Origin of the sequence: Microvirga arvi (genome assembly GCF_016892765.1) — a bacterium.
GTDB classification, from domain to species: Bacteria; Pseudomonadota; Alphaproteobacteria; order Rhizobiales; family Beijerinckiaceae; genus Microvirga; species Microvirga arvi.
Genome location: NZ_JAFEMD010000068.1, coordinates 1 through 25,818 on the forward strand (window position 1 = coordinate 1; position 25,818 = coordinate 25,818).

Here is a 25,818-nt window from a genome sequence, read left to right on the forward strand (position 1 = left end):
CCAGGATCAAACTCTCAAGTTGAAAGATTTGATCTCGACTAAATCTCTACGCAAATTGACAGAGTACCTTCCATCTGCGGGTCTCCCCACAGCGGTGTACTCACCAAAGCATAGACATGGTCGATGTCTTCTCATGATGATCCAAAAGACCATCCGCAAGGACACCGCCGCCTACGCTTCTCTTCTCCTCTCAACAATGTCAAAGAACAATCCCGCCCCACACAGGAGACAGAAAAAAGAACCTCACTCCGTCCCGCCATCCCTTAACCAGAGACAACCGGACCGCTGAAGCCTTAGCGGCAGACCGCCCGTTGCCGAACCGCGCCGCCGATGAAGCCTATCTAGGCAAAGCCCCGACCGGTGTCAACAGCATTCGACAAGAAAGTTCGAAGATCTGTTGAAGGCTTTGCTGGAGCCGTACAAGTACAGACAAAGCAATCCCGTTCACGAAAACGCTGCCGCTTCCGCGCTGACCTTGCTGCCGGGCCTCACACCCCGCAGCCCATGCTGGACAAGAACCCCAGAGGAGCCGGATGAACCCGCCGACGATGCCGTCGAACCCTCAACCGCTCATGGAAAAGGCCGGAAAAACACACCCCCAGGCCGATAAACCCCGCCACGACACACCAAAGCCCAAAGCAAACCGCCCCAGACCACAAAAACAAAAAGAACTCGACAGGGAAAATCCCCTCAGACCCTTACAGCCCGAAGGTCGCGCCGATATAAACACCCCAACAAAATTTGCAAGGCCCGAGTTGATGATCACGCCAAAGAAGCCAAAAACCCATCACGGCGTCTCATGCAATGGGAAGGCTTAGAGTATCAGGTGAACCTATCGAGGAATATGATGTTTCTTTATTCGGTTTCAAGATGGAGGCCGGCGCCTGACGCCATCTTCCAGCATCAGGACCGTACAGGAGCGTTATACAGGCTCTTCACGCTTCAGGTGCAGACTGTGAGGTATGCTATATAAGCGGGATACCATCAGCTGTCGGAGCACAGCCCAACATTCATGATGCCTGCCATATGAGATGTCTTTGACACATACAGCTCCTCCGGCCGATCTGCCTCCTCTAATCAATGCAACAGCCGAGCTTCTTGTCGATGCGGTTGCGGACATCGCTCTTGTGGTGCTGGATCCCCATGGGATCATCGCTAGCTGGAACAAAGGAGCCGAGCTCATCTACGGATGGAGCAGGAAAGAGGTGATAGGGAAACCGGCCTCCCTTCTGTATGCGCCTGATGTCGTTCCGAATGACAGGCTGCCCCAGGAACTCAAATCCGTTCGTGAGAAAGGGCGTTACGAGACTCAGGGCATCAGATCCCGAAAGGATGGATCTACCTTCACGGCCAGGGTTACGATCACCCCTGTTGCTGGCAGTGGTGCCGATAACAGCGGCTTTGCCATGATCACACGCGATATTACGGAGTGGATTACGGCGGAGGAAGCCCTCAGAACCCGCGAGGCCCATCTGCGCTCCATCCTTGAAACGGTCCCGGATGCCATGGTCGTCATCGACGAGCAGGCTCTGATCCAGTCCTTCAGCGCAACAGCGGTGCGTCTCTTCGGCTACCAGCCTGACGAGATAATTGGCGAGAATGTCAAAATCCTCATGCCGAAGCCTTATCGGGAGCAGCATGATAGCTACATGCACCGCTATCTGATCACGGGGGAGAGACGGATCATCGGCATCGGGCGTGTCGTCGTCGGTCAGCGCAAGGATGGCTCCACCTTTCCCATGGAACTGGCCGTCGGCGAGATGCGCTCCGGAGGCATCCGCTATTTCACGGGGTTCATCCGTGACCTTACCGAGCGACAGCAGACGGAAGCCCGCCTGCAGGAGCTGCAGTCCGAGCTCGTTCATATGTCCCGTTTCACAGCCCTGGGTGAGATGGCATCCACCCTCGCCCATGAGATCAATCAACCTCTGACGGCAATCACCAATTATCTCAAGGGCTGCCGCCGGATCCTGGAGCGTATGGAGGGAGATTCAGTTCCCATGCTCAGGGATGCGGTCAACGAGGCTGGAGAGCAGGCGTTGAGGGCAGGGCAGGTGATCCGGCACCTGCGCGAGTTCGTGGCTCGCGGCGAGAGCGAGCGCCATGTCGAGAACCTGCCCAAGCTTATCGAGGAGGCGAGCGCTCTGTCTCTTGTAGGCGCCAAGGAGCAGGGCGTTCGGGTTGTCTTTCATTTCGATCCCAACGCTCCCTATGTGCTGGCCGACCGCATCCAAATTCAGCAGGTTCTGCTCAATCTGATCCGAAACGCCTTGGAGGCCATGCAGGAGGGTCTTCGCCGGGAACTCAAGATTACCACGTCTCTGGTGGATGACGGCCATGTCGAGCTCATTGTAGCGGATACCGGCCCAGGGCTCGCTGCCGAGGTCGCAGCGCAGCTGTTTCAGCCCTTCGTGACCACCAAGAAGCATGGAATGGGTGTCGGACTGTCGATCTGCCGAACCATCGTGGAAGCGCATGGCGGGAAGATCTGGGCGGATTCAAAGCAGGGCGAGGGCACGGCCTTCCATTTCACCCTGAGGGCAATCAAACGAGAGGAGATGGCAGATGCCGAGTGATGTCGCCGTGCACGTGGTTGACGATGACGTTGCGGTGCGCAAGTCACTGGCCTTCCTGCTGGCATCGGAAGGCCTTCCTGTGCGCCTGCACGAGTCCGCCTCTGCCTTCCTCGAAGACGTCATGAGTGCTGAAGCGGGCTGCATCGTCACCGATGTACGCATGCCCGGTATCGACGGCATCGAGCTGATCCGACGCCTGAAAGAGCGGGGCATCGCGCTGCCGGTCATCGTGATCACAGGACATGCCGACGTGCCGATGGCCGTCGAAGCCATGAAGGAAGGAGCCGTAGACTTTCTCGAGAAGCCGTTCGGAGACGATCTCTTCTTGGCCACCGTACGCGAAGCCCTCTCCCGGTATGAGAGGAGCAGCCATCACGGCGCTCAGGTTGCCCAGATTCAGACCCGCTTCGAGGCACTCTCCGAGCGGGAGCGGCAGGTTCTCGACGGGCTCGTGGCCGGCAAGGCCAACAAAGTCATTGCGTACGATCTCGGGATCAGCCCTCGGACGGTCGAGATCTACCGGGCCAATGTCATGGCGAAGATGCAGGCCAAGAGCCTGTCGGAACTCGTCCGCCTGGCTCTGTTGATCGATGCAAGCTAGCTCCTTAAGGGATATTCCTGAGTAGGGAAAAGGTTTGTTTCATGCATAATCCAGGATGTTGGTCGAGTGCATCTTCTCCGGCCAGGTCCGAGGATCAAGCAGGCTCTCACGATGTCTCAGCTCACGGGACCGGTCATTGTCGTGGACGACGATGCCGCGGTCCGAAACTCATTGAAGTTTGCCCTGGAGCTAGAGGGCCTGTCCGTGCGTCTGTTCAAGGACGGCGCCGAGCTGCTTGCCGCAGCGGATCTCCCTCGGAACGGATGCTACGTGATAGACTACAACATGCCTGGGATGACGGGAATCGAGCTGGTCGGCAAGCTGCGGCAGCGCCAGATCGACAGCCCTGCGATTCTCATCGCGTCTCAGGTCAATGACGACATCCAGGGTCGTGCATCACGATCGGGCTTTCGCCGGGTCCTCGAGAAACCCCTTCACGACAGCGAACTGCTCGATAGCATTCATGCGGCCCTAGCGTAATCTTTTGAAACGGACTTGGTATGGGCGCGCATGGCTCGCGGAATATGAGCTTTAGACGAGCCGAAAGCCCATAGATCCTGCGGTCATCGACCATGGCAGGACCTGCGGGCCTATCGTTGCTTCAATGATCGGTGGGCCGAAGCCGTTCGGGGGCTATATCCCACCTGCTGCTTTATGCATTCAGGCGCTCAAGGGCAGTCTTGTTGGCCAGCACAACGTGACGGGCCGAAGGGAGTTCGATGGCGCCCTGGCGCTCGAGTTGCGTGAAAGAACGGGAGACGGTCTCGATCGTCAGTCCGAGGTGGTCAGCAATGTCGGTACGCGACATGGGCAGGTCTAGAGCGTCTTTGCCGGCGGTCCGTTCGGCCATGTCGAGAAGGAATGTCGCGATCTTCTCCAGGGCCGACTTGCGGCCCAGCAGCAGCATGTGGTTCTGGGCCCGCACGAGCGAACGCATCATTCCCATCGTCATCTCCTGGGCGAGAAGGGTGTCATTGCCCATCAATGCGCTGAGATTGCTGCGCCGGTGGGCGATGACCACGCAATCGCCAACGGCTTCCGCGCAGAAACGATGCTCGTCATCGGCCTCGATGCCGAAGACATCGCCGGACAGATGGAACGCGTCTATCTGGCGCCGTCCATCGCTGAGAAGCTTGGAGGTGCGGACGAAGCCCGAGAGCACTTTGTAGACGTAGACCGAGCGGTCGCCCTCAGCGAAAATTTCCTCATCCTTGGCATAGGAGTGGATGGAACCGACAGCCGTAACCGCAGTGTTGCCAGACTTGCGGAACTGCGGGGCTTCCAGCGAGAAGAGAGGAATTGCTGAAGAGGAAGCCTTGGTGAGGAGCGCAGTCTGCATCGAACCCTCGTGATCTCGTAAAGTGACGTTGGATCATGGGTACTGCTGAACAGGCTTGGCTGAAATTCAGGTCTGATACCTAAGGGGTTTTCCGGAGGTGAACTCCGGATTGAATTGAGCGTCACCCGCCTGGGAAATTACGCGAGGGCACTGGCCGCGAAGGCTCCCAGGACCGCTCCGGTCAGAAGAGCGCCGTCGTGGATACCGAGGAGCCAGCGGGACACTGGGCCTTTGCTATCAACCCAGAGTGTGGTGCCGAGCATGAGCAGCGACCATCCTGTTCCCACCAGAGCGGCAGAGACCGAAAAGCCGCCGACCGAGCCCGAAACCGCAAAGGCGATGGCTCCGGTTGCCAGGAAAAGGCAGCCGACTGCAGACAGGGGGACCGGACGGGCGGCCTTCGGCACAACAGCCAGAGCCAGGGCCGGGGCGTACATGGCCATGACGTGCCAGGCAACGGCTCCGACCACCGCCTCCGACGGGGCGCATCCGATCACAGCGACCGGGGTTGCTCCCATCAAGGCCGTCATGACAAACCACCCCAGGGCGCCGATCGCTGTGGGAAGAAGGAGTGAGCGCCATCCTTGCAGCGCGGCAGTCTCGTTTTCCTGCTTTAGGCGTCTCTGCAATGGTAGAGCCACGGTTGCCGCGAGCGATGCGACATGCGCGAGGGCGGCGGCTGTCGCGGTGCCAGCGAAGGCACGGGGAACAGCTGCAGCCTCTACCAGGCTGGCGATGCTGGGGGCCACCAGTCCTGCCAGTGTAGCTGCTCCGAAGACGATGAGGAGTGCCATGGCACCTCGACCGCCGACCGGCACCACCGCATGGCGGTAGAAGAGGCTGAAGCCACCTGCGATGCCAAGCCAGAAAGCGCCGAGCACCAGTGCGCCGAAATGCATGGAGACGAGGGCCCACACGAGCACAAGGCCGCCGGCAGCGCCGAGGCTTGCACCCAGCGAGAAGGCGGCGCGGCGCCCAAAGGAGTCCAGGAGGAGTGAGGCGGGAAGGCTGGCCAGGGCCGCGCCGATATAGAAGGCAGCATAGGGCAGGCTCGCCAAGCCCTGAACGGGGGCAAGCGAGAGCCCTGTCAAAGGCAGGATGCTGAGAGTCAGAACCTGGGCGAGCACGGAGAAAGCAAATCCGGTCGCCAGAAGCGCCATGCCCCGGCGGTCGCCAGCCTTCTCACCCAAGGCTGCCGGTTCGCAGATGCACTCGAGCTGCCCCGCCCGAGGCATGGCCGTCAGGGAGGTCATTTCCGGACATCGTCGTCTGACAGGACGCGCACGGCCGCGCCCTGTACATCGTCATACTGGCCGTTCCTGAGCGACCACATGAAGGCAGCGAGCCCCGTCAATCCAAGCAGCAGCGCCATGGGTACGAGATAGATCAGAACTTCCATGTGTCAGGCTCCTTGGAGGGCCGGAACGGGATCGGCAGGGTTGGCTGGCTCGACCGGAGCACCATCCGCGCGGCTCCGCGCCCGAAGGGCGTTGAGCGTCACGATGGTCGAAGACCCGGACATCGCGAGAGCGGCAATGAGGGGGGTGACATAGCCGAAAAAGGCGAGAGGGACCGCAATCAGATTGTAGACAAGGGCAATGCCCAGATTCTGACGCATCAGCTTATGGGCACGACGGGCGATCTCGATCGTCTTCTGCACAGGCTCGAGCCCATCGCCGAGGAAGACTGCGTCGGCCTGAGCCTGGGTCAGATCGGCGGCGCTGATCGGTGAGAGGGACACATGGGCGGCAGCCAGGGCTGGAGCGTCGTTGAGACCATCGCCGACCATCAGCACCTTGCGACCTTCGGCTTTAAGTGCTTCGAGCGCCTCGATCTTCTCGGCTGGTTTGCAGCCGCCACGCCACTTGTTAATCCCGAGCACAGCTGCAATGGGAGCCACGGCCTCGGACCGGTCACCGGATAGAATGCGGCAGTCGAAGCCGCGCTGACGCAGTTCCTTCACGACGGCAACGGCATCGGGCCGCAAGGCTTGGCGTACCAGCAGGACAGCCCGCCTCTCGCCCCAGGATAGGGCAATGATGGAAGCGGTAGAATCGCAAGAGGCCGCTTCCTGCGCAATGCCCTCCGCCCCACAGAAGACAGGGCTGCCGAGCCGCATTTCGCTGCCCTCGACGATTGCTCTCACACCTTGCCCGGGCTCCTCGATAACGTCTTCAAAGGGACGCCGGTCTCGGGCCATCCGAGCCACGGCTGCGGCAAGCGGATGGTGGCTAGCCAGGGCTAGGCGGCTTGCAGCCTGAAGGAGAGCGGGTTCCAGGTCCCCAGCATTGACGACGCTCATGGAAGGCAGTGTCAGGGTGCCGGTCTTGTCGAAAACGATGGTGTCCACCTTCGCCAGACGCTCGAACGCATCGCCGGCATTGAGGAACACGCCGGCGCGAAAGAGGGCGCCGGAGGCGACCACCTGAACCACGGGGACGGCAAGGGCCAGGGCGCAGGGGCAGGTGATGATGAGGACCGAGATCGCGGTGATGAGAGCATCGTGAGCCGAGGCGCCGCTCGCAATCCAAGCGATGGCCGTCAGGGCAGCTGCCGTATGCACGACAGGCGCATAGACCTTGGCCACGCGGTCGACCAGCTGCACGTAACGCGACTTGGCCGCGGCCGCATTCTCAAGTAGGCGCTCGACCTCATCGAGGAGGGTGCCCTTGCCCGCCGCGGTGACACGCAGTGTCAGGGTGCCGTTGTAATTCATGCTCCCGGCATAGATCCGGCTCTCGACTCCGGCTGCGCGGTGAGCGGTCTCGCCTGTGACCAGACTCTCGTCGATCTCTGAAGTACCTGACATAACGATGCCGTCGACGGCCACACGCTCGCCTGGACGCACGAGAACCCGGTCGCCGGCTTTCAAGGCGGCTGTCGGCACAAGAACGACCTCGCCGTTGTCTTCGATCTTGTGCGCCACCTCGGCCCTGAACGAAGCGAGGTTGCTCGCTACGGTGCGGGTCTTCCGACGCATCGCCTGGTCGAGATAGCGGCCGCAGAGAAGGAAGAACAGCAGCATGACCACCGAGTCGAAATAGGTATGCTCTGCGGAATTGATGGTCTCGATCACCGACAGGGTGAGCGCCAGGAGGATGCCGATGACGATCGGCACGTCCATGTTGGTACGACGGTTCCGCAAAGCGTTCAAAGCACTTTTGAAGAACGGCTGGCCGGCATAAGCTACGGCCGGCAGGGCGATAAGGGCGGCAAGCCAGTGGAAGAAGTCCCGGATCTCGGGCGTGATGTCGGTTACGTTGCCGGACCAGACCGAGACAGCCAGCAGCATGATGTTCATGGAGGCAAATCCTGCCACCGCAAGGCATTTGAGAAGCCATTGGGCACGGCGCGCCTCCTCTTCCTCCATCAGGCGGGGTTGAAACGGATGCGCCCTGTAGCCGAGCCGCTGCAGTTCCTCGACGACCTTTGCTGAAGAAAGCTTCCCATCCTGCCATTCGACGGCCAGACGGTGATTGGTATAGTTCAGGCGGGCGTCGACAATTCCCGGCAGCTGGCACAGGCCATTCTCGATCTCGTCGATGCAGGCGGCGCAGTCGATCCCCTCGATGGCGAGGTCGAGATGAGCCGTGCCGTCATCCTGTCGCCTGACGTAGATGGAAAGGTCGAGCGTTTCGGCCATTGCGAGTAAATCCTTAGAACGAGACGCGGCTTTTGGAGCGGAAGACAGTTTCCGTTTCGCGCGTCAGACCGATGACGAGGTCCCACTGGCCCTCAGGTATCGGGGTGAGGTTCTTGAACCGGCCTGGGGTCAGCTCGGCAAACTCCAGCATCACGTCTCGGCGCTTGTCCGAGGGATGGGCAAGACGCACCTCGGCGGTCAGACCTGCCAGCGCCTGACCCTGGGCATCACGTGCGGTGATGATCACGCCGGAAGTGTCGCCGCGCTGAAGGGTGGCTTCGACCGACCAATGGCGCGCATCCTGAGCGTTAGCGGCTGCAATGTCATTCTTGAAGGAAAGCCCCGCCTTGTAGGAGCTTTCCGTTTCGACGCCGCTGAAGCTCGAGACTGCGACCCGCACCATGTAGAAGTTCATGGCGAAGACGATACCGAAGAAGCCAAGGAAGTAGATCAGGACGGTGCGTCCGGTGATCGGCCTGGGAGCACGCTCTTTGGCAGTGAGGGTGGACATGGGTGTCGATCCTTAAGGAGCCTTGAAGTGATCGCTCGTGGTCGCTTTGTCGCCATTGGAGAGATCGATCAGAACAAACCGGATATCTGTCGAGTCGGAGGCCGCAGAAGCCGCATCGGTGACGAGCACGCGCATCTCCAGGGTTTGATCGGGGCCAACGGTCACAATCGCGCGACCCTGCGGATCGATATCACCGCCGACGGCATCCACCTTGGCATCGGGCAGGCCCTCGACCGTAAGGGCATAGCGGCGCTCATCGAGGTGCTTGTTGGCGACGCGAACTGTAAACCCATTACGGATCGAGCCATCCGAGAGGCGGACAAAGAGCGGATTGCGATCATGCATGACGCTCAGATAGAGGTTCTGCCGCATAGCAAGCGACGCGATCATGATGGAGCCGACCAAGGCTATGATTCCGGCATAGAAGAGGGTGCGCGGGCGCACGATGCGGTGGACTTCCGGGCGGCCCTCTATCCGGGCCTGGACATTCATCTCGGTGTCATAGGCGATCAGGCCCTGCGGACGGCCGATCCTGACCATGACGTTGTCGCAGGCATCCATGCAGAGACCGCACTGGATGCAGTCGAGCTGCAGGCCCTTGCGGATGTCGACCCCGGTGGGGCAGACGTTGACGCATTGGTTGCAGTCGATGCAATCCCCGGCCGGAAGGCCTTGCAGCTTCAGAACCTCGTTCTTCTTGACCGACCCGCGCGGTTCGCCCCGGTCGTACCGGTAGGTGACGTTCAAGGCGTACTCGTCCGTCAACGCGGCCTGGATGCGGGGCCATGGACACATATAGGTGCAGACCTGCTCACGCATGAAGCCGGCCAGTGTATAGGTCGTGAAGGTGAGAATGCCGATCCAGGTATAGGCGATGAGGGGGGCATGGAAGGTAGCCAGATCGTATACGAGGGTAGGCGCATCCGCGAAGTACAGCACCCAGGCCCCACCGGTCCACCAGGCGATCATCAGCCAGATGAAATGCTTTAAGCCCTTCTGGGCGGCGGTTTTGAGGGTAAGCTTACCCTTGTCCTTGAGCATCCGCTCGCGGCGGTCGCCTTCGATCCAACGCTCGACTGCGTAGAACAGGTCGGTCCAGACCGTCTGCGGGCAGAGATAGCCGCACCAGAGGCGGCCGGCGACGGCGTTCATGAGGAAGAGAGTCAGCGCCGCCAGGACCAAGAGGCCGGTGATGTAGTAGACCTCCTGCGGCCAGATCTCGATGAAAAAGAAGTAGAAGCGGCTATTGGCCAGATCGACCAGGATGGCCTGGTCCGGGGCGTTCGGACCTCGGTCCCAACGGAAGAACGGCAGGAGATAATAGATGCCGAGGGTCACCGCGAGCACGACCCATTTGATCGTGCGGTAACGCCCCTTCACGGCCTGCGGATAGATCTGCTTGCGGGGAGCATAGAGCGGTGCCTCATCGTCCGAGGCGGCAGCTCCAAGAGGATGGGAAAGAGGGGCGTCAGCCATCGAATCCGTCGCAATCATCAGGACAGTGATGATGCCGGAATACGAAGTGCCTGCTCAGACCGCCTTGATCCAAATCAAGCAGCGGCCGGAGGTTGCCCTCCGGCCGCTTGGAAACTCGAGCAGGACCTGGATTTCTCTTAGGGCCGCTGATCTCCCCCCAGGGAATGGACATAGAGGGTAAGAGCCTTGATGGTGGTGTCGTCGAGGCGTCCGTGCCATGTGGGCATGACGCCGCCGCGACCGTTCTGCAGACCCTCCATGATCGTGGTCTTGTCGGAGCCGAACAGCCAGATCTTGTCCGTGAGGTTCGGAGCGCCGAGCTCCTGCATGCCCTGTCCCTTGTCGCCGTGGCAGGCAGCGCAATTATCGGCAAAGACCTTTGCACCGGCATTCAGGTCGGCCCCTTTGTCCGTAGGCAGACCCGACAGAGAGCGGACATAATCCGCCACATGCGAGATCTCCTCCCGCTTGAGGATGCCGTCGCGGCCGAAAGCCGGCATGGTGCCGGAATGGCCCTGGTCACTTGTAGAGCGGGCGCCGAACCGGATCGTCTGCTCGATCTGGGCCAGGGAGCCGCCCCAGATCCAGTCGTCGTCGTTCAGGTTCGGGTAGCCCTTGGCGCCCGCGCCGCCTGCTCCATGGCAGGGAGCGCAGTTGTCGCCGAAGGCAGCCTTGCCCTGGGCCCGCGCGAAGGCGAACATTTCCGGGTTCTGCCTGATCTCCTCCAGGGAACTGGCTGCAAGCTTGGCCGTCATGCCGGACCGCTGCTGCTTGAGAGCCGCGAGGTCAACCTCGATGGCCTCACGCGACTGCCATCCGAGCAGGCCCTTGGTATAGGACGAGACCAGAGGCACGGCAGGATAGGCGACGGCGTAGAGCACAGACCAGAAGATGGTCAGGTAGAAGGTCCACAGCCACCAGCGCGGCAGGGGATTGTTGAGCTCCTGGATGTCATCCCAGCTGTGCCCGGTCGTGGCGACGCCCGTGACGGCATCGACCTGTTCAAGCGTCCCTTCGTGGGTTCTTTGGGCCATGGGATCAATCCTCCTGAAGAGGCATGCGGGAGGCCGCGTCGAAGCGGTCCTTCCGCGAGGGGGCGAGGGCATAGATCAGCACCACCAGGAAGACCCCGACGAAGTAGAGGAGTCCCCAGGTCTGGGCGAATTCGGCAAAGAACTTGTATGCGGCTGGCATGGTCTTGATCCTCAGCGCACGTTGGCCTTGTTGTCGTAGAGCTTGAAGTCCACCTGCGTGCCGAGTATCTGCAGATAGGCGATCAGGGCGTCGGCTTCCGTCACCTTCTGCGGATTGCCGTCGAAGGCACGGGACTGAGCTTTCGGATAGCGTTTGGCAAGGTCGACGGCGTTCGGATCGTCGGCATTGGCCTGGATGCGGATGTCGCTTTCGGCCTTCTTCAGCATCTCCTCGGTGTATGGAACACCGAGGGTCGCCTGGACCTTCAGCTCCTGTGCGATGGATGCCGTGTCGAGTTCCGTTTTCTCGAGCCAGGGATAGCTCGGCATGATCGAGCCGGGCACCACGGCGCGGGGATCCTTCAGGTGATCCTTGTGCCAGTCGTCGGAATATTTGTTGCCGAGACGGGCGAGATCCGGGCCCGTGCGTTTGGAGCCCCACTGGAACGGACGGTCGTACATGCTCTCGGCGGCGAGCGAGTAATGACCATAGCGCTCGACCTCATCCCGGAGAGGCCGAACCATCTGGCTGTGGCAGTTGTAGCAGCCTTCCCGCACGTAAATGTTACGGCCGGCCATTTCGAGGGGGGTGTAGGGCCGGATGCCCTCCACCTTCTCGATGGTGCTCTTCAAGTAGAAGAGCGGAACGATCTCCACGAGTCCGCCGATGGAAATGACAATCAGCACGCCGATGATGAGGATGATCGAGTTGGTCTCGAAGATTTTGTGACGGGACCAGAATGACATGATCGTTTCCTTTATTCCGCGGCGATGAGGGCGGGCTGAATGGCTTGAGGCGCTTCCTCAACCGCCTCTCCGACCGTGATCGTCTTCCAGACGTTCCAGGCCATGATCAGGCTGCCGGCCACGAAGAACGCGCCGCCGAGCGCACGGATGACGTAGAAGGGGTTCATCGCTTCCACGGTCTCGATGAAGGAGTATTCGAGGAAGCCGAGGCTTGTATAGGCGCGCCACATGAGACCCTGGAGGATGCCAGCCACCCACATCGACGAGATGTACAGGACGATGCCGAGGGTGGAGATCCAGAAGTGCCAGGAGACAGCCTTCATGGAATGGAGCTCTTTCTTGTTCCACAGCCACGGAACGAGGCAGTAGACAGCGCCGAAGGAGATGTAAGCGACCCAACCGAGGGCTCCGGCATGGACGTGGCCGATGGTCCAGTCGGTGTAGTGCGAGAGGGAGTTCACGGCCTTCACGGACATGAGCGGACCTTCGAAGGTCGCCATGCCGTAGAATGCGACGGACACGACCATGAGGCGCAGAACCGGATCCGTGCGGAGCTTGTCCCAGGCACCCGAGAGGGTCATCAGGCCGTTGATCATGCCACCCCAGGAGGGCATCCACAGCATGACCGAGAACACCATGCCGAGTGTCTGCGCCCAATCGGGCAGGGCGGTATAGTGCAGGTGGTGCGGACCTGCCCAGATATACATGAAGATCAGCGACCAGAAGTGGATGATCGAGAGGCGGTAGGAATAGATCGGCCGCTCTGCCCGCTTCGGGATGAAGTAATACATGATGGCGAGGAAGCCGGCGGTGAGGAAGAAGCCGACCGCGTTATGGCCGTACCACCATTGCACGAGCGCATCCTGAACACCCGACCAGACGATGTAGCTTTTGGGCGAGAAGAGCGACACCGGGATCGCGGCGTTGTTGCCGAGATGCAGGACGGCTATGGTCAGGATAAAGGCGAGATAGAACCAGTTCGCCACATAGATGTGAGGTTCCTTTCGGCGCATGACCGTGCCGAGGAAGACCAGGAAATAGGTGACCCATACGACGGTGAGAAAGAGGTCAGCGTACCACTCGGGCTCGGCATATTCCTTGCCTTGGGTGATCCCGAGCAGGTAGCCGGTTCCGGCAATCACGATGAAGAAGTTGTAGCCCAGGACCACGAACCACGGAGCGATGTCGCCGACCATCCGGGCGCGGCAGGTGCGCTGAACGACATAGAACGAGCTTGCAATCAGCACGTTTCCGCCAAAGGCGAAGATCACTGCGGAGGTGTGGAGCGGCCGCATCCGGCCGAAGGACAGCCAGGAGGTATCGAAATTCAGCGCCGGAAACGCCAGCTGGAGGGCGATCAGCAGGCCGATGGTGAAGCCGGCGATGCCCCATATGACGGAGGCGATGGTCGTGAACTTGACTGGCCCCATATTGTAGTTCGGCTTGCCGCCGATAGCCTGCGGAGGCAGCTGAGCAGGACGCTCGTAATACCGGTTCACGATCGCGAACACGGAAGCGACACTGGCAGCGGCGAACAGATAGGCATGGAAAGCGTATTCGGGCGTATAGGCCTTCGCCGCGATGATGATGCTGAGGAATGCCAATCCGGCAAAGGCAAGGGCTGAGCCCGCTTCGCCGAAGGTCATTCCCTTTGAGGGAGCTACCGCTTGAGCCATAGGCTTCGACCTTTTGAAAATACCGGCAAAACCTTGAGCTTCACCGTCAGCAGAATCGTTTAAGGAGAGGGGTGGTAGAGGGCATTGATGCAGATCAAACCGGGCTTGCGCCGCAGGATGACACGCCCACAGGATGACTTGGCCGCTGTTGCGATCTTTCAAGAAAGTACATCAATTGCAATTAGTTGTCGCTGAAGCGACTCGCGCCGGTTCTCTTGCCGGTGTCAGCGCTCTATGTCTTCAGATGAGGCATTGGTCCTCAATCTGGGAGGAAGGGCGTGAAACCTGTCGTCATTGCCGTCGCGATCACGGGATCGGTTCCTCGCAAGAAGGACAATCCGGCTGTGCCGATCATGCCCTCCGAGCAGATCGAATCGACGCGGCAGGCCTATGAGGTCGGTGCCACGCTCGTGCATATCCATGTGCGCAACGATGACGAGACGCCCTCGTCGGATCCGCAGCGCTTCGCGGCCGTTCAGGCGGGAATTGCCGAGCAGTGCCCCGGAATGATCATCCAGTTCTCCACCGGAGGACGGGGGCGGGATCCGGGCCAGCGAAGCAGCGCTCTTTATCTGCGTCCGGACATGGCGTCCCTGTCCACAGGTTCCGTGAACTTTCCCACCATCATCTATGAGAACCATACGAGCCTCGTCGAGGATATGGCCGGCAAGATGAAGGAATTCAGCATAAGGCCGGAAATCGAAATCTTCGATCTGTCCCATCTCCATGGCGCCAGACGGCTGGCCGACAAGGGGCTGATGGACGAGCAGCCGCATATCCAGTTCGTCATGGGTGTACAAAACGCGCTTCCCGCCGAGGAGCGCCTGCTCGATATCCTGTTGAAGGAAGCAAAGCACCTGTTCCCGTCCTGTACATGGACGGCCGCCGGTATCGGCAGGGCTCAGTCCAAGGTGATGGACTGGGCTTTGGCCCGGGGCGCAGACGCCGTGCGCACAGGACTGGAGGACAATATCCGCATCACCAAGGATCGCCTTGCAGTGAGCAACGCGGAGTTGGTGGAGCATGCGGTGCTCGCCGTCGAGAGGCATGGGCACCGCACGGCCACGACCGAGGAGGCTCGAGCTATCCTTGGATGCCGGGCCATGGCTGTGGCTCAGAGCATGTAGCGTAGCGTCTCGCTGGCAGACCTCAAAAAAGGCAGGAATCGTTCTTCCATCTCCTCAGCTGAAACCCGCCCCGCCTGGGCGCTGATATTGAGTGCGATGGTCACCTTACCGGTTCTCTGAACGACCGGCACCGCGATGGAGCGAAGGCCGTATTCGAGTTCCTCGTTGACGAGGGCATATCCCTGGGCCCGGACCGCCTCGAGGATGGATCGAAATTCGGATTTGCCTGTAACGGTTTTTGATGTTCGGGCCTCCAGTCGAACACGTAGAAGATAGGCGCCAAGCACTTCGTCCGGCTGGTGGGCCAGGATCGCACGACCCAAGGCGGTGCAATAGGCGGGAAGGCGGCTTCCGACCCCCAGGCCGATGGACATGATCCGGCGCGTGGCGGAGCGAGCGATGTAGACGATGTCGTCGCCATCGAGGATGGCAGCCGAACTCGATTCCCCCGTTTCCTCGGAGATCCGCTCCAGGAATGGCTGCACCTGCGTGGAGAGGGACGCGGAGGACAGATAGGCATAGCCCAGTCGCAAGATCCGGGGGGTGAGGCTGAAATATCGTCCGTCGAACTCGGCATAGTTCAACCTGGTCAGCGTCAGCAGATATCGTCGGGCGGCCGCGCGGGTGATGCCGGTCAGTTTCGCCACATCGGACAAGGTCAATCGTGGCCGCGCCGCGTCAAATGCCTCGATGACAAGCAAACCCTTCTCAAGGCTTGCAACGAAGTCACGATCTCCGACGCTCTGATCCTCGATGGTCTGGCTCTGCATTCGGCTCTCCGAGACGATGTGCTGGACTTTGGTAGCCTTGACACCTGTGATCAGAACCGTACTACATGTGCGGAATACGTTTCAATGTGCGCATAGCGCACAGAAGTCTAGACCATAGGATAGGGTCTCAATCCTTGATAGAGTGAGAGCAAGAGGTAAGACGCCTGCGGAGCCGCCGCAGACTTAACTCTTTATCCTAACCGGCGCCGGCTCGTTGCTTTGGGGTGAGAAATGGCATTCGCACGCGTCCACGGCATCGTCCTTCATCATCAGGTGCTCGGACCATCCGGAAGACCGGCTCTCGTATTCATCAACTCCCTTGGAAGCGACTTGCGGATATGGGAGGAGGTCGCTCCAGCGTTTACCGAGAGGTTCCGGATCGTCCTCTATGACAAGCGCGGGCATGGCCTGTCGGATGCGCCGCCTGCGCCTTACACGATTGACGATCACACGGACGATCTTCTCAGCCTCCTTGATCATCTCGGGATCGAGGAAGCATCCCTTGTCGGTCTGTCCGTGGGCGGCATGATTGCGCAACGCATGGCTGTGCGCTTTCCCAGGCGCGTGCAGTCCATCACTCTCTGCTGTACGGCAGCGAAGATCGGCACCCCCGAACTCTGGGCGGAGCGGATCGGCGCCGTTGAGACGGGGAGCATTGAGTCCATCGCCGACAGCGTTCTCCAACGCTGGTTCACGCCACGGTTTCACGAAACGCAGGCGGATGATCTGGCCGGCTGGCGCAACATGCTGGTTCGGACCCCGGTTCATGGCTATGCAGGCACCTGTGCGGCGATCCGCGATGCGGACCTGCGACAGGATGCTGGCAGGATCGCGGTGCCGACCCTCTGTGTGGCGGGCGACCAGGATGGCTCGACGCCAGCCGACGTTGTCAAAGGAACCGTCGACCTCATCCCAGGCGCACGGTTCGAGTTGATCGACGGGGCAGGGCACATCCCCTGCGTTGAGAAGCCTGCCGCGCTGTCGGGGCTTATCCAACAGCATCTTCAGGAGGCAGGACTTGTCTGAGAAGAACGAGAGCGAACGCTACAAGGCAGGCATGGCGGTTCGCCGCCAGGTGCTTGGCGATGCCCATGTCGATCGGGCGTCGGCCCAGATGACGGAGTTCGACGCCGACTTCCAGACCTTCATCACCGAGGGCGCCTGGGGCTCGGTGTGGTCGCGCCCCGGCTTTACCAAACGGGAGCGCTCCATCGTGACCATCGCGCTTCTCGCCGCCCTTGGACAGGACGAAGAGGTCGCCATGCATGTCCGCGCCACCCGCAATACGGGTGCGACGAAGGAGGACATCAAGGAGGCGTTGCTGCATGTGGCCGTCTATGCGGGCGTGCCGGCGGCCAACCACGCCTTCAAGATCGTCAAGAAGGCTTACGCGGAGATGGAAGCAGATCCCGAGCCTCGCAAGTAACAGGACGGGTTGGTGATGCGGCGCCCGACCCGGCGTCGCGAGGGAGAGACAGGAATGTCGGATCAAGGATCGTTCTATCAGCGGGATCGGAGCTGGCATCCGGCCGCGCTGACGCCGCAATACAAGACCTCGGTGCTGCGCTCGCCGCAATACCCGCTGCTGTCGCTCGACAACACCATTTCGGAGATGACGGGACCGCGGTTCGGGCACAACAGGATCGGGCCGCTTGATAACGACCTCATCCGCAACTTCGCCAAGACCGGCGATCCCATCGGGCAGCGCATCATTGTTTATGGCCGTGTGCTGGATGAGAACGCCCGCCCGGTGCCGGGCGCTCTCGTGGAATTTTGGCAGGCCAATGCCGGTGGACGCTACCGGCACAGGAAGGAGACCTATCTCGCAGCCATGGATCCCAATTTCGGCGGCTGCGGGCGCGCAATCACCGACGAGGAAGGCCGCTACTGGTTCCGAACCATCAAGCCCGGCGCTTACCCCTGGCCGAACGGCGTCAACGACTGGCGCCCGGCGCATATCCACTTCTCGATCTTCGGCCATGCTTTTGCACAGCGCCTCATCACGCAGATGTATTTCGAGGGCGATCCGATGATCTGGCAATGCCCGATCGTCTCGACCATTCCCGACAAGGCGGGAGTCGAGCAACTGATTGCAGCGCTTGATCGCAACGCCACGCTGCCCATGGACTCGCTGGCCTACAAGTTCGACATCGTGCTGCGCGGGCGCCGCTCGACGATGTTCGAAAACCGGATGGAGGGGAACTGATGGTTCAGAAGCTCGCAACACTGAAGGAATCACCCTCTCAAACCGCCGGTCCCTACATCCATATCGGCGCCACCCCGAACTGGGTCGAAATCACAGGCGTGTGGGAAGAGGATCTCGGCCTTGTCCTTATCGGTCCGGAAACGAAGGGCGAGCACATCATCATCAAGGGACGCGTATTCGACGGCAGCGGCACGCCGCTCAAGGACGCTCTGATCGAGATCTGGCAGGCCGATGCGGATGGGCTCTACAACAGCCCGGAGGAAAAGCGCGGCAAGGCCGATCCCAATTTCGTCGGATGGGGACGCCAGCCGACGGATGGTGTCACTGGCGAGTATCGGTTCGAGACGATCAAGCCCGGCCGGGTGCCCTATAAGGACGGGCGTCCCATGGCGCCGCACATCACGTTCTGGATCGTGGCCCGCGGCATCAATATCGGCCTGCACACCCGCCTGTATTTCAGCGACGAAGAAGCGGCCAATGCGGAGTGTCCGGTTCTCGCCCGCATCGAGCACAAGCATCGGGTGCAGACCCTGGTTGCAACCCGCGGCCAGGAGAACGGGCTGCCGACCTACACCTTCGACATTCACCTTCAAGGTGAGAAGGAAACCGTGTTCTTCGACATCTGAATATCGATCCGAAAGCGTATCATGGCCAAGTTACAGAGCCTCAAGGAAGCTGTTGCCGAAAACCTGCGCGACGGTGATACCGTCGCGTTCGAAGGTTTCACCCATCTCATTCCCCATGCGGCTGCCCATGAGGTAATCCGGCAGGGGATCAAGGACCTCACCCTGATCCGCATGACTCCCGACATCATCTACGACCAGATGATCGGCATGGGCCTGGTGAAGAAGGTCATCTTCTCCTATGCGGGCAATCCGGGCGTCGGCCTCCTGCGCCGCATGCGCGACGCCATCGAGAACAGTTGGCCTCGCGCCATCGAAACCATCGAGCACAGCCATGCGGCCATGGCAAATGCCTATGAGGCCGGTGCGTCGGGGCTGCCCTGTGCCGTCTTTCGCGGCTATCGCGGAGCGGGCCTGAAGGAGGTCAATCCGGCGATCAGGAGCATTACCTGTCCTTTCACGGGCGAAGAACTCGCGGCCGTGCCGGCTCACCGCCCGGATGTTGCCGTCATCCATGCCCAGAAGGCCAACAGGCGAGGGGACGTGCTGGTCGAAGGCATCATCGGCGTGCAGAAGGAGGCCGTGCTTGCCTCCAAGCGTTCGGTGGTCACGGTCGAGGAAATCGTAGATGATTTCGACGATCTCCACCCGAACCTCTGCGTATTGCCTCACTGGACCATTACATCCATTGCGCATGTGCCGGGGGGAGCGCACCCCTCCTACACCCATGGTTACTATGACCGCGACAACGCGGCCTATCTCGAATGGGACAAGATCTCCGCCGATCGTGAGCTTTTCACGGCCTGGATGAAGGAGAACGTGCTGGAGGCAGGGCCTGAGGTCTTCGCGGCCCGGGTGAAGGGATTGTAAGAATGACGAACCTCTCCGATTTCACTCCTAATGAGATGATGACGATTGCGGCGGCACGTGTCCTGTCCAACGACGACGTCTGTTTCGTCGGCATCGGTGCTCCCTCGGCCGCCTGCAATGTGGCGCGCCTGACACATGCACCCGACATCACGCTGATCTATGAAAGCGGCACCATCGGCACCGCTCCGAACGTGCTGCCGCTCTCCATCGGCGATGGCGAACTCTGCGAGACGGCGGTCACCACCGTGTCGGTGCCCGAGATGTTCCGCTACTGGCTCCAGGGCGGGCGCATCTCCATCGGTTTTCTTGGCGCTGCCCAGCTCGACCGCTTCGGCAACATCAACACGACCGTGATCGGCGATTACCACAAGCCGAAGGTTCGCCTGCCCGGCGGCGGCGGAGCGCCTGAGATCGCCACCTCCTGCAGGCAAGTGTTCATCACGATGAAGCAGGCGACCCGCGGCATGGTGGAGAAGATCGATTTCTATACCTCATTCGGCCATGGCGAAGGCGGCAATCACCGTGAGCGCCTCGGCATCACCACCAAGGGGCCGACGCTCCTGATCACCGATCTGGCGATCTGGAAGCCTGATCCGGAAACGAAGGAATTTACGGTCGTGTCGATGCATCGTGGCGTGACCCGCGATAGGGTCCAGGAGACCTGTGGCTGGAAGGTGCGCTTCTCCGACAGCCTGGAGGAAACACCTCCGCCGTCCGAACTCGAACTCACCACCTTGCGCGAGCTTCAGGCCAGAACCGAGCGGGCGCATGGCGGAAAGAAAGGGAAGTGAGATGCGTGAAGCCTATATCTGCGCCTATGTGCGCACACCCATCGGCCGCTATGGCGGTGCCCTGTCGAGCGTGCGCGCCGACGATCTCGCCGCGGTTCCCCTGAAGGCGCTGCTGGAGCGCCATCCGAACCTCGATTTCGAGGCCGTGGACGACGTGATCTATGGCTGCGCCAACCAGGCCGGCGAGGACAATCGCAATGTCGCCCGCATGGCGGTCCTCCTGGCAGGCCTTCCAGGCTCGATCGGCGGAACGACCATGAACCGTCTCTGCGGTTCCGGCATGGATGCGGTCATCGCCGCAGCCCGTGCGATCAAGGCGGGCGACGCGGAGATCATGATTGCCGGCGGCGTCGAGTCCATGTCGCGAGCGCCTTTCGTCATGCCCAAGGCGGATACGGCCTTCTCCCGCAATGCCGAGATCTTCGACACCACCATCGGATGGCGCTTCGTCAATCCATTGATGAAGCAGCAGTACGGCATCGATTCCATGCCGGAGACCGGCGAGAACGTGGCGACGGATTTCGGCATTTCCCGTGAAGATCAGGACGCTTTCGCTGTTCGGTCTCAGCGGAAGGCTGCAGCCGCTCAGGCCAATGGACGCCTGGCTCAGGAGATCGTGCCCGTCACGATCCCCAAACGGAAAGGCGACCCGACCATCGTGGACAAAGACGAGCACCCCCGTGCCGACACCACGCTGGAGCAGCTGGCGAAGCTTCCCACACCATTCCGCAAGGACGGTACGGTGACAGCAGGCAATGCCTCCGGTGTCAATGACGGCTCGGCCGCCCTGATCGTCGCCTCCGAGGAGGCGGTGCGCAAATACGGCCTCGAGCCGATTGCCCGCGTCGTCGGGGGCGCGACGGCCGGCGTGCCACCGCGGATCATGGGCATCGGGCCAGCACCTTCGACGAAGAAGCTCTGCGCCCGTCTCGGCCTGAAGCCCTCAGACTTCGACGTGGTCGAGTTGAACGAAGCCTTCGCCAGCCAGGGCATAGCGGTTCTGCGCGAGCTTGGGATCCCGGAGGACGCCGAGCATGTGAACCCGAACGGCGGCGCCATCGCGCTGGGGCATCCCCTCGGCATGTCCGGTGCGCGCATCACCGGCACGGCCGCCCTGCAGCTGAAGCTCACAGGCGGGAGACGCGCCCTGGCGACCATGTGCGTCGGCGTAGGGCAGGGCATTTCCATCGCCCTTGAGGCTGTTTAAGCTCCGGAGCCATGATGACACGGACGCTCGCACATCCCCTGTTGCAGGCTCTCGTCGGTGACGAGGAGGTGGGGGCGTGCTTTTCTAATGAGGCTGAGCTCTCGGCGCTGCTGCGCGTCGAGGCCGCTCTCGCCCAGGCGGAGGCCCGTGTCGGGCTGATCAGCGATGAGGCTGCGGGACGGATTTCCGACGTCTGCCGCTCGCTCCAAGTGGATTGGCCCGAGCTGGCTGCGGGTCTCGCGCAGGATGGCGTGATCGTTCCAGCCTTCGTCAGGCAGCTTCGCAATGCAGTCGGCGAAGCCCACGCCAAGGCCGTGCACCTGGGAGCGACCAGCCAGGACATCATCGACACGGCTCTCATGCTTCGCCTGAGGAACGTGGTCGAAATCTTTAGTCGTCGTCTCGATGCTTTGATTCACTCTCTTCGTGTCCTGAAGGATCGCGATGGTCTGACGCCTGTGATGGCGCATACCCGGATGCAGCAGGCGCTTCCCTTTACGGCCGCTGACAAGATCGAAACCTGGATCCAGCCGCTCGAGCGGCATAGGGAGGCCTTGGAGGTTCTTGCGCCGCGGCTTCTCGTGGTCCAGCTCGGCGGCCCGATCGGTACCCGAGGCGAACTGAAAGGGCACGGCGATGCCGTCGCCGATGCCATGGGCGAGATCCTTGGCCTCGGTTCGGCGCCATGCTGGCACTCCCAGCGCGACCGGATCGGCGAGTTCGCAGCCTTCCTCTCGCTTCTGTCCGGAACTCTGGGAAAGATCGGCCAGGACATTGCCCTGATGGCGCAGAACGAGGTGGGCGAGGTGCGGCTTGCGACGGGCGGAGGCTCGTCGGCCATGCCGCACAAGTCCAATCCCGTTCCGGCGGAGGTGCTCGTGACGCTGGCCCGCTTCAATGCCGGGCTTCTCGGCACCCTGCATCAGGCTCTCGTGCATGAGAACGAACGGTCCGGAGCCGCCTGGACCCTCGAGTGGATGGTGCTGCCGCAGATGGTCATCGCAACGGCGGCAGGCCTGAGGAGCGCTCACGCGCTGGTCGGCGGCATGAGCTTTTCGCCCTCGAACATCAAAGAATAGCTGCCTTCAGGCATCCCCCACGATGGCCGTGATCCGACCCGAGCCTTCGCAATCCGGGCACGGCTTCTCTCCGAGACGCCCGGACCCGCTGCACGTCGGGCAGATGTTTTCCCCGGTCTGCTTCGTGCCCGGCGCATCTTCGTCGCCAGGGTTCTTCCTGTCTGTGTCCGACATGGCGCATCTCCTCGTGAGGCTAACGTCATGCCGGGCGTCAGGTTTCTGGCGGAACTTGATCTCGAGCCATCATGTCTTCTGTTCGAAGGAACTTCTCAGATCGGCCTGTCTCCGAAGCCAAGAGCCAGCGTGACTTTCTTATTGGCCATGGAGCGGTAGAGGTTCATTCTGTGTCGAAAAACAGGGGTCCCGCTGCGGTCCCCAGGAGGAGACTGCCATGCGTACGAAGGTCGCCATCATCGGCTCCGGTCCGGCCGGGCTTCTGCTGGGACGGCTTCTGGAGAATGCCGGCATTGAAACCGTGATCCTTGAACGCCGCAGTCAGGAATACGTGTTGGGGCGCATCCGGGCCGGTGTCCTCGAACAGGGCACGGTCGAACTTCTGGACAGGGCAGGGGTCGGCGAGAAGATGCATGCGGAGGGACTCGTCCACGACGGGGTCGAGTTCTGCTTCGATGGTGACAGGCATCGATTCAACTTCCGTGAACTGGTTGGTCGGACTGTGACCGTTTACGGACAGACAGAAGTCACCCGCGACCTCATGCAGGCTCGTGATCGTTCGGGCGCGATGAGCGTCTATGAGGCCGAGAACGTCTCCCTCCACGACTTCGAAGGCGACAAGCCGAAGGTGCGCTATGTCAAGGATGGTGTCGGGCAGGAGCTTGATTGCGATTTCATCGCCGGCTGCGACGGCTACCATGGGGTTGCTCGTGCCAGTGTACCGGAAAATTCCTTGCGGACCTTCGAGCGGGTCTACCCCTTCGGCTGGCTGGGGATTCTTGTCGACAAGCCCCCTGTCGCCGACGAGTTGATCTACGCCCACCACGAGCGAGGTTTCGCCCTCTGCTCCATGAGATCCCCGACGCGCAGCCGCTACTACGTTCAGGTGCCCGCCAGCGACAAGGTCGAGACATGGTCCGATGAGCGCTTCTGGGATGAACTTCGCCGGCGCGTCGATGCGGAGACGGCCGATAATCTCGTGACGGGTCCATCGATCGAGAAATCCATCGCGCCGTTGAGGAGTTTCGTGGCCGAACCCCTCCGTTTCGGCCGATTGTTCCTGGCTGGCGATGCAGCCCACATCGTTCCCCCCACCGGGGCCAAGGGGCTGAACCTTGCGGCGAGTGACGTCGGGGTCTTGGCGGAGGCTCTGATCGAGTTCTATGCCGAGCGATCGAAGGCCGGAATCGATGGCTATTCCGCGCGCGTTCTTTCACGGATCTGGAAAGCCGAGCGATTTTCGTGGTGGATGACCTCCATTCTCCACACCTTCCCGGATACCGATGCCTTCGGCCGACGGATCCAGAGGGCAGAGTTCGAGCACCTGAGAAGCTCCACGATTGCAGCGCGCGCGCTGGCAGAGAACTACACCGGACTGCCTATCTGAACTCACCTTGACGATCCCATGGCTGACTTCCGCCTGAGCACGACGCAGGAGATCCGCGGCGTATTGCTTCGGGATGCCTTGAAGGACGCTCGTCCTAAGCGTTCGTGATCGATGATGTGCAACCCACGAAGATAACTATCGGCCGAGGTATATATTGTATTTATTACAATATATAATCATTCTAATTGAAGTTTAGAATTGATTTAAAAAGATATATTCAAGTTAAAATAATTAAAAACTAAAGTATTTGACTCGTAAACGTGGCTCCTGCTAGGCGGAAATCATCGTTGTGTAATGAAGGTTTCTGTCGTGAAGCTCCCTTTCGTGCTCTTTGCATCAACTGCTCTCGTTCTCGTCTCAAGAGAGACATACGCCCAAGGCAGCGAGGCCCGCACCATTCAGCTCGATGAAGTGACGGTGGAGGGAACGCGAGAGGGACAGGGCGGCCCGATCACCGCGGACGGCTATGTCGCTACGTCATCCCGCAGTGCCACCAAGACCGACACACTCATTCTCGAGACGCCTCAATCGATCTCCACCGTCACGCAGCAGCAGCTCGAAGACCGCAAGCCGCAGACCTTGCAGGAAGCCGTGTCCTACACTCCCGGAGTGCGGGTGGGCGGCTATGGTTTCGACCCGCGTTATGACGCATTCTCCATCCGCGGGATCGATGTCACCTACACCGGCGTCTTCCGCGACGGGCTGCGGCAGGTCAACAGCCCTAATGGCCTGTTCCGTCTTGAGCCTTACGGTCTCGAAGGGATCTCGATTGTGAGAGGTCCTGCCGCTTCGATATACGGGGCCAGCAGCACAGGCGGCATCATCGATCTGATCTCCAAGCGTCCCACCTTCCTCCCGTTCCGGGAAGTGGAGATCCAGACCGGATCCTATGGCCGCCTGCAGGGCAACTTCGATCTTTCCGGCCCTGTCACATCGGACAATACTCTGTTCTACCGCCTGACAGGTCTTGTACGGCAGGCAGGAACCGAGATCGACGCCGTTCCCGACGACCGGGTCTTTATCGGCGCGGCCTTCACCTGGAAGCCGACAGACGCAACGACTCTGACCATCCTCGGCGAATACATGGACTCGACCACGGGCGGCACCGCTGCCTATCTCAATAATTATGCGACGGACGCCGCTGGCAACCCCACCAGTCTGTCGATCGGGGCGACTCGAGTCTTCGCCGGAGACCCGCGCTACAACGATTATCGCCAGAGGCAGGGGCGGATCGGCTATGAGTTCGAGCACCGCTTCAACGACATGTTCACCCTGCGCCAGCGCACCCGCTTCTCCGCCCTCGGCACCAACCAGGAATATGTCTATGGAGGCTCGGGCCTGACCCGCGAGAACAACTGGGGGATCGTCAGCGATACCCACCTCGAAAGCCGCCTGAGAATGGGACCGGTCGATCATACAATTCTGACCGGCTTGGATGTCAGCCGTCTGAGCTATGTCTCCAAACAGGGATTCGATGCCGCCATTCCGGTCGACGTCGACCCAATTCTCTCTTACCGCGAGGACCAGACCCAGACTCTGGCCGGCATCTACATTCAGGATCAGATCAAGTGGCAGAACTGGCGCCTCACCCTCGGTGGCCGGCACGACTGGCTAACGAGCGAGTACGACAGTGCCAGATTTGAATTCGATCAGAACGACACGAAATTCACCGGACGCGCCGCCCTGGGCTATGTGACCGATTTCGGGCTCGCGCCATACGTGAGCTATGGCACATCCTTTACGCCTAAAGCGCTTTTGATCCGGACTTGAATCCATTCGGGTGGGTTGGGCGTTGACTGGGATATGGCCCGGGAGGCGAGCC

Annotated in this window: 27 protein-coding genes; 15 read left to right on the forward strand and 12 right to left on the reverse strand. The window is 60.9% G+C overall.

The annotated features are described in order from the left end of the window. Nucleotides 1-533 precede the first annotated feature (533 nt). The 4 genes from ILT44_RS25735 to ILT44_RS25750 all read left to right on the forward strand — a co-directional run bounded on the left by ILT44_RS25735 (nt 534) and on the right by ILT44_RS25750 (nt 3,657). Nucleotides 534-818: a hypothetical protein gene (locus tag ILT44_RS25735; RefSeq protein WP_204242455.1), complete on the forward strand. Its 285-nt coding sequence runs from the start codon at nt 534-536 to the stop codon at nt 816-818. Between the two features lie 219 nt (nt 819-1,037). Then, nucleotides 1,038-2,576: a PAS domain-containing sensor histidine kinase gene (locus tag ILT44_RS25740; protein ID WP_204242456.1), complete on the forward strand. Its 1,539-nt coding sequence runs from the start codon at nt 1,038-1,040 to the stop codon at nt 2,574-2,576. Then, a complete protein-coding gene (fixJ, locus tag ILT44_RS25745) occupies nt 2,566-3,177 on the forward strand; it encodes a response regulator FixJ (protein ID WP_204242457.1) in 612 nt (203 codons plus the stop codon). The genes ILT44_RS25740 and fixJ overlap by 11 nt, the downstream gene beginning before the upstream one ends. 111 nt (nt 3,178-3,288) lie before the next feature. Further along, a complete protein-coding gene (locus ILT44_RS25750; RefSeq protein ID WP_204242458.1) occupies nt 3,289-3,657 on the forward strand; it encodes a response regulator transcription factor in 369 nt (122 codons plus the stop codon). A 172-nt stretch (nt 3,658-3,829) separates the two neighbouring features. Here the strand turns inward: ILT44_RS25750 and ILT44_RS25755 are convergent, their stop codons facing one another. The 10 genes from ILT44_RS25755 to ccoN form a co-directional block, all read right to left on the reverse strand. Beyond that, nucleotides 3,830-4,516: a helix-turn-helix domain-containing protein gene (locus ILT44_RS25755; RefSeq protein ID WP_204242459.1), complete on the reverse strand. Its 687-nt coding sequence runs from the start codon at nt 4,514-4,516 to the stop codon at nt 3,830-3,832. Between the two features lie 137 nt (nt 4,517-4,653). Then, entirely contained in the window at nt 4,654-5,769 is a 1,116-nt protein-coding gene (locus ILT44_RS25760) for an MFS transporter (RefSeq protein WP_204242460.1), read from the reverse strand. Continuing rightward, a complete protein-coding gene (ccoS, locus tag ILT44_RS25765) occupies nt 5,766-5,915 on the reverse strand; it encodes a cbb3-type cytochrome oxidase assembly protein CcoS (RefSeq protein WP_204242461.1) in 150 nt (49 codons plus the stop codon). Before ccoS ends, ILT44_RS25760 begins: the two co-directional genes overlap by 4 nt. A 3-nt stretch (nt 5,916-5,918) precedes the next feature. Beyond that, nucleotides 5,919-8,159: a heavy metal translocating P-type ATPase gene (locus ILT44_RS25770; RefSeq protein ID WP_204242462.1), complete on the reverse strand. Its 2,241-nt coding sequence runs from the start codon at nt 8,157-8,159 to the stop codon at nt 5,919-5,921. 13 nt (nt 8,160-8,172) lie between these two features. Then, a complete protein-coding gene (locus ILT44_RS25775; RefSeq protein WP_204242463.1) occupies nt 8,173-8,670 on the reverse strand; it encodes a FixH family protein in 498 nt (165 codons plus the stop codon). 12 nt (nt 8,671-8,682) lie between these two features. Beyond that, the gene (ccoG, locus tag ILT44_RS25780) at nt 8,683-10,146 is read right to left on the reverse strand and encodes a cytochrome c oxidase accessory protein CcoG (RefSeq protein ID WP_204242464.1); all 1,464 of its coding nucleotides are present in this window, start codon (nt 10,144-10,146) and stop codon (nt 8,683-8,685) included. 137 nt (nt 10,147-10,283) lie between these two features. Further along, nucleotides 10,284-11,180: a cytochrome-c oxidase, cbb3-type subunit III gene (ccoP, locus tag ILT44_RS25785; protein WP_204242465.1), complete on the reverse strand. Its 897-nt coding sequence runs from the start codon at nt 11,178-11,180 to the stop codon at nt 10,284-10,286. Between the two features lie 4 nt (nt 11,181-11,184). Beyond that, nucleotides 11,185-11,340, reverse strand: a complete 156-nt coding sequence (locus ILT44_RS25790; protein ID WP_204242466.1) for a cbb3-type cytochrome c oxidase subunit 3 — start codon at nt 11,338-11,340, stop codon at nt 11,185-11,187. Nucleotides 11,341-11,351: 11 nt separating this feature from the next. After that, entirely contained in the window at nt 11,352-12,086 is a 735-nt protein-coding gene (ccoO, locus tag ILT44_RS25795) for a cytochrome-c oxidase, cbb3-type subunit II (protein WP_204242467.1), read from the reverse strand. Nucleotides 12,087-12,097: 11 nt separating this feature from the next. Beyond that, nucleotides 12,098-13,762 (reverse strand): cytochrome-c oxidase, cbb3-type subunit I, encoded by a 1,665-nt coding sequence (gene ccoN, locus ILT44_RS25800; protein WP_239468540.1) that lies wholly within the window; start codon nt 13,760-13,762, stop codon nt 12,098-12,100. Nucleotides 13,763-14,040: 278 nt separating this feature from the next. Between ccoN and ILT44_RS25805 the strand changes: the two genes are divergently transcribed. Continuing rightward, a complete protein-coding gene (locus tag ILT44_RS25805) occupies nt 14,041-14,889 on the forward strand; it encodes a 3-oxoadipate:acetyl-CoA acetyltransferase (RefSeq protein WP_204242468.1) in 849 nt (282 codons plus the stop codon). Here the strand turns inward: ILT44_RS25805 and ILT44_RS25810 are convergent. Next, nucleotides 14,877-15,659, reverse strand: coding sequence for an IclR family transcriptional regulator (locus ILT44_RS25810; RefSeq protein ID WP_204242469.1), 783 nt, complete (start codon nt 15,657-15,659; stop codon nt 14,877-14,879). The genes ILT44_RS25805 and ILT44_RS25810 overlap by 13 nt on opposite strands. Nucleotides 15,660-15,890: 231 nt before the next feature. On the opposite strand from ILT44_RS25810, the gene pcaD reads away from it, so the two are divergent. The 8 genes from pcaD to ILT44_RS25850 are packed head-to-tail and all read left to right on the forward strand — an operon-like array spanning nt 15,891 to nt 22,435. Next, nucleotides 15,891-16,685: a 3-oxoadipate enol-lactonase gene (gene pcaD, locus ILT44_RS25815; protein ID WP_204242470.1), complete on the forward strand. Its 795-nt coding sequence runs from the start codon at nt 15,891-15,893 to the stop codon at nt 16,683-16,685. A gap of 31 nt (nt 16,686-16,716) precedes the next feature. Continuing rightward, complete coding sequence (gene pcaC / locus ILT44_RS25820; RefSeq protein ID WP_239468542.1) at nt 16,717-17,085, forward strand: 4-carboxymuconolactone decarboxylase; 369 nt, start codon at nt 16,717-16,719, stop codon at nt 17,083-17,085. 54 nt (nt 17,086-17,139) lie between these two features. Further along, complete coding sequence (gene pcaH, locus ILT44_RS25825; RefSeq protein WP_204242472.1) at nt 17,140-17,865, forward strand: protocatechuate 3,4-dioxygenase subunit beta; 726 nt, start codon at nt 17,140-17,142, stop codon at nt 17,863-17,865. Further along, nucleotides 17,865-18,491: a protocatechuate 3,4-dioxygenase subunit alpha gene (pcaG, locus tag ILT44_RS25830; RefSeq protein ID WP_204242473.1), complete on the forward strand. Its 627-nt coding sequence runs from the start codon at nt 17,865-17,867 to the stop codon at nt 18,489-18,491. The genes pcaH and pcaG overlap by 1 nt, the downstream gene beginning before the upstream one ends. 21 nt (nt 18,492-18,512) lie before the next feature. Further along, complete coding sequence (locus tag ILT44_RS25835; protein WP_204242474.1) at nt 18,513-19,358, forward strand: CoA transferase subunit A; 846 nt, start codon at nt 18,513-18,515, stop codon at nt 19,356-19,358. A 2-nt stretch (nt 19,359-19,360) separates the two neighbouring features. Beyond that, nucleotides 19,361-20,149 carry a CoA-transferase subunit beta gene (locus ILT44_RS25840; RefSeq protein ID WP_204242475.1) on the forward strand — a complete coding sequence of 263 codons (789 nt, stop codon included), beginning with the start codon at nt 19,361-19,363 and terminating at the stop codon, nt 20,147-20,149. 1 nt (nt 20,150) lies between these two features. Beyond that, complete coding sequence (gene pcaF / locus ILT44_RS25845; RefSeq protein ID WP_204242476.1) at nt 20,151-21,356, forward strand: 3-oxoadipyl-CoA thiolase; 1,206 nt, start codon at nt 20,151-20,153, stop codon at nt 21,354-21,356. Between the two features lie 11 nt (nt 21,357-21,367). Next, nucleotides 21,368-22,435: a 3-carboxy-cis,cis-muconate cycloisomerase gene (locus ILT44_RS25850; protein ID WP_372441253.1), complete on the forward strand. Its 1,068-nt coding sequence runs from the start codon at nt 21,368-21,370 to the stop codon at nt 22,433-22,435. A gap of 6 nt (nt 22,436-22,441) precedes the next feature. Here ILT44_RS25850 and ILT44_RS25855 read toward each other — a convergent pair whose 3' ends face one another. Then, a complete protein-coding gene (locus ILT44_RS25855) occupies nt 22,442-22,609 on the reverse strand; it encodes a hypothetical protein (RefSeq protein ID WP_204242478.1) in 168 nt (55 codons plus the stop codon). A 217-nt stretch (nt 22,610-22,826) separates the two neighbouring features. On the opposite strand from ILT44_RS25855, the gene pobA reads away from it, so the two are divergent. Both pobA and ILT44_RS25865 read left to right on the forward strand, forming a co-directional pair. Further along, complete coding sequence (pobA, locus tag ILT44_RS25860; RefSeq protein ID WP_204242479.1) at nt 22,827-23,996, forward strand: 4-hydroxybenzoate 3-monooxygenase; 1,170 nt, start codon at nt 22,827-22,829, stop codon at nt 23,994-23,996. A 309-nt stretch (nt 23,997-24,305) separates the two neighbouring features. Then, a complete protein-coding gene (locus tag ILT44_RS25865) occupies nt 24,306-25,766 on the forward strand; it encodes a TonB-dependent receptor domain-containing protein (RefSeq protein WP_204242480.1) in 1,461 nt (486 codons plus the stop codon). The last annotated feature ends 52 nt before the right edge of the window (nt 25,767-25,818 follow it).

Coding starts and splice junctions, on each gene's coding strand:
- ccoN (WP_239468540.1), bottom strand. CDS start 13,762: ATGGCTCAAGCGGTAGCTCCCTCAAAGGGAATGACCTTCGGCGAAGCG.
- pobA (WP_204242479.1), top strand. CDS start 22,827: ATGCGTACGAAGGTCGCCATCATCGGCTCCGGTCCGGCCGGGCTTCTG.
- ILT44_RS25790 (WP_204242466.1), bottom strand. CDS start 11,340: ATGCCAGCCGCATACAAGTTCTTTGCCGAATTCGCCCAGACCTGGGGA.
- ILT44_RS25855 (WP_204242478.1), bottom strand. CDS start 22,609: ATGTCGGACACAGACAGGAAGAACCCTGGCGACGAAGATGCGCCGGGC.
- ILT44_RS25750 (WP_204242458.1), top strand. CDS start 3,289: ATGTCTCAGCTCACGGGACCGGTCATTGTCGTGGACGACGATGCCGCG.
- ccoO (WP_204242467.1), bottom strand. CDS start 12,086: ATGTCATTCTGGTCCCGTCACAAAATCTTCGAGACCAACTCGATCATC.
- ccoS (WP_204242461.1), bottom strand. CDS start 5,915: ATGGAAGTTCTGATCTATCTCGTACCCATGGCGCTGCTGCTTGGATTG.
- ILT44_RS25835 (WP_204242474.1), top strand. CDS start 18,513: ATGGCCAAGTTACAGAGCCTCAAGGAAGCTGTTGCCGAAAACCTGCGC.
- pcaD (WP_204242470.1), top strand. CDS start 15,891: ATGGCATTCGCACGCGTCCACGGCATCGTCCTTCATCATCAGGTGCTC.
- ccoG (WP_204242464.1), bottom strand. CDS start 10,146: ATGGCTGACGCCCCTCTTTCCCATCCTCTTGGAGCTGCCGCCTCGGAC.
- ILT44_RS25760 (WP_204242460.1), bottom strand. CDS start 5,769: ATGACCTCCCTGACGGCCATGCCTCGGGCGGGGCAGCTCGAGTGCATC.
- ILT44_RS25770 (WP_204242462.1), bottom strand. CDS start 8,159: ATGGCCGAAACGCTCGACCTTTCCATCTACGTCAGGCGACAGGATGAC.
- ILT44_RS25840 (WP_204242475.1), top strand. CDS start 19,361: ATGACGAACCTCTCCGATTTCACTCCTAATGAGATGATGACGATTGCG.
- pcaG (WP_204242473.1), top strand. CDS start 17,865: ATGGTTCAGAAGCTCGCAACACTGAAGGAATCACCCTCTCAAACCGCC.
- ccoP (WP_204242465.1), bottom strand. CDS start 11,180: ATGGCCCAAAGAACCCACGAAGGGACGCTTGAACAGGTCGATGCCGTC.
- ILT44_RS25735 (WP_204242455.1), top strand. CDS start 534: ATGAACCCGCCGACGATGCCGTCGAACCCTCAACCGCTCATGGAAAAG.
- pcaF (WP_204242476.1), top strand. CDS start 20,151: ATGCGTGAAGCCTATATCTGCGCCTATGTGCGCACACCCATCGGCCGC.
- ILT44_RS25850 (WP_372441253.1), top strand. CDS start 21,368: ATGATGACACGGACGCTCGCACATCCCCTGTTGCAGGCTCTCGTCGGT.
- ILT44_RS25810 (WP_204242469.1), bottom strand. CDS start 15,659: ATGCAGAGCCAGACCATCGAGGATCAGAGCGTCGGAGATCGTGACTTC.
- ILT44_RS25755 (WP_204242459.1), bottom strand. CDS start 4,516: ATGCAGACTGCGCTCCTCACCAAGGCTTCCTCTTCAGCAATTCCTCTC.
- pcaC (WP_239468542.1), top strand. CDS start 16,717: ATGGCGGTTCGCCGCCAGGTGCTTGGCGATGCCCATGTCGATCGGGCG.
- fixJ (WP_204242457.1), top strand. CDS start 2,566: ATGCCGAGTGATGTCGCCGTGCACGTGGTTGACGATGACGTTGCGGTG.
- pcaH (WP_204242472.1), top strand. CDS start 17,140: ATGTCGGATCAAGGATCGTTCTATCAGCGGGATCGGAGCTGGCATCCG.
- ILT44_RS25775 (WP_204242463.1), bottom strand. CDS start 8,670: ATGTCCACCCTCACTGCCAAAGAGCGTGCTCCCAGGCCGATCACCGGA.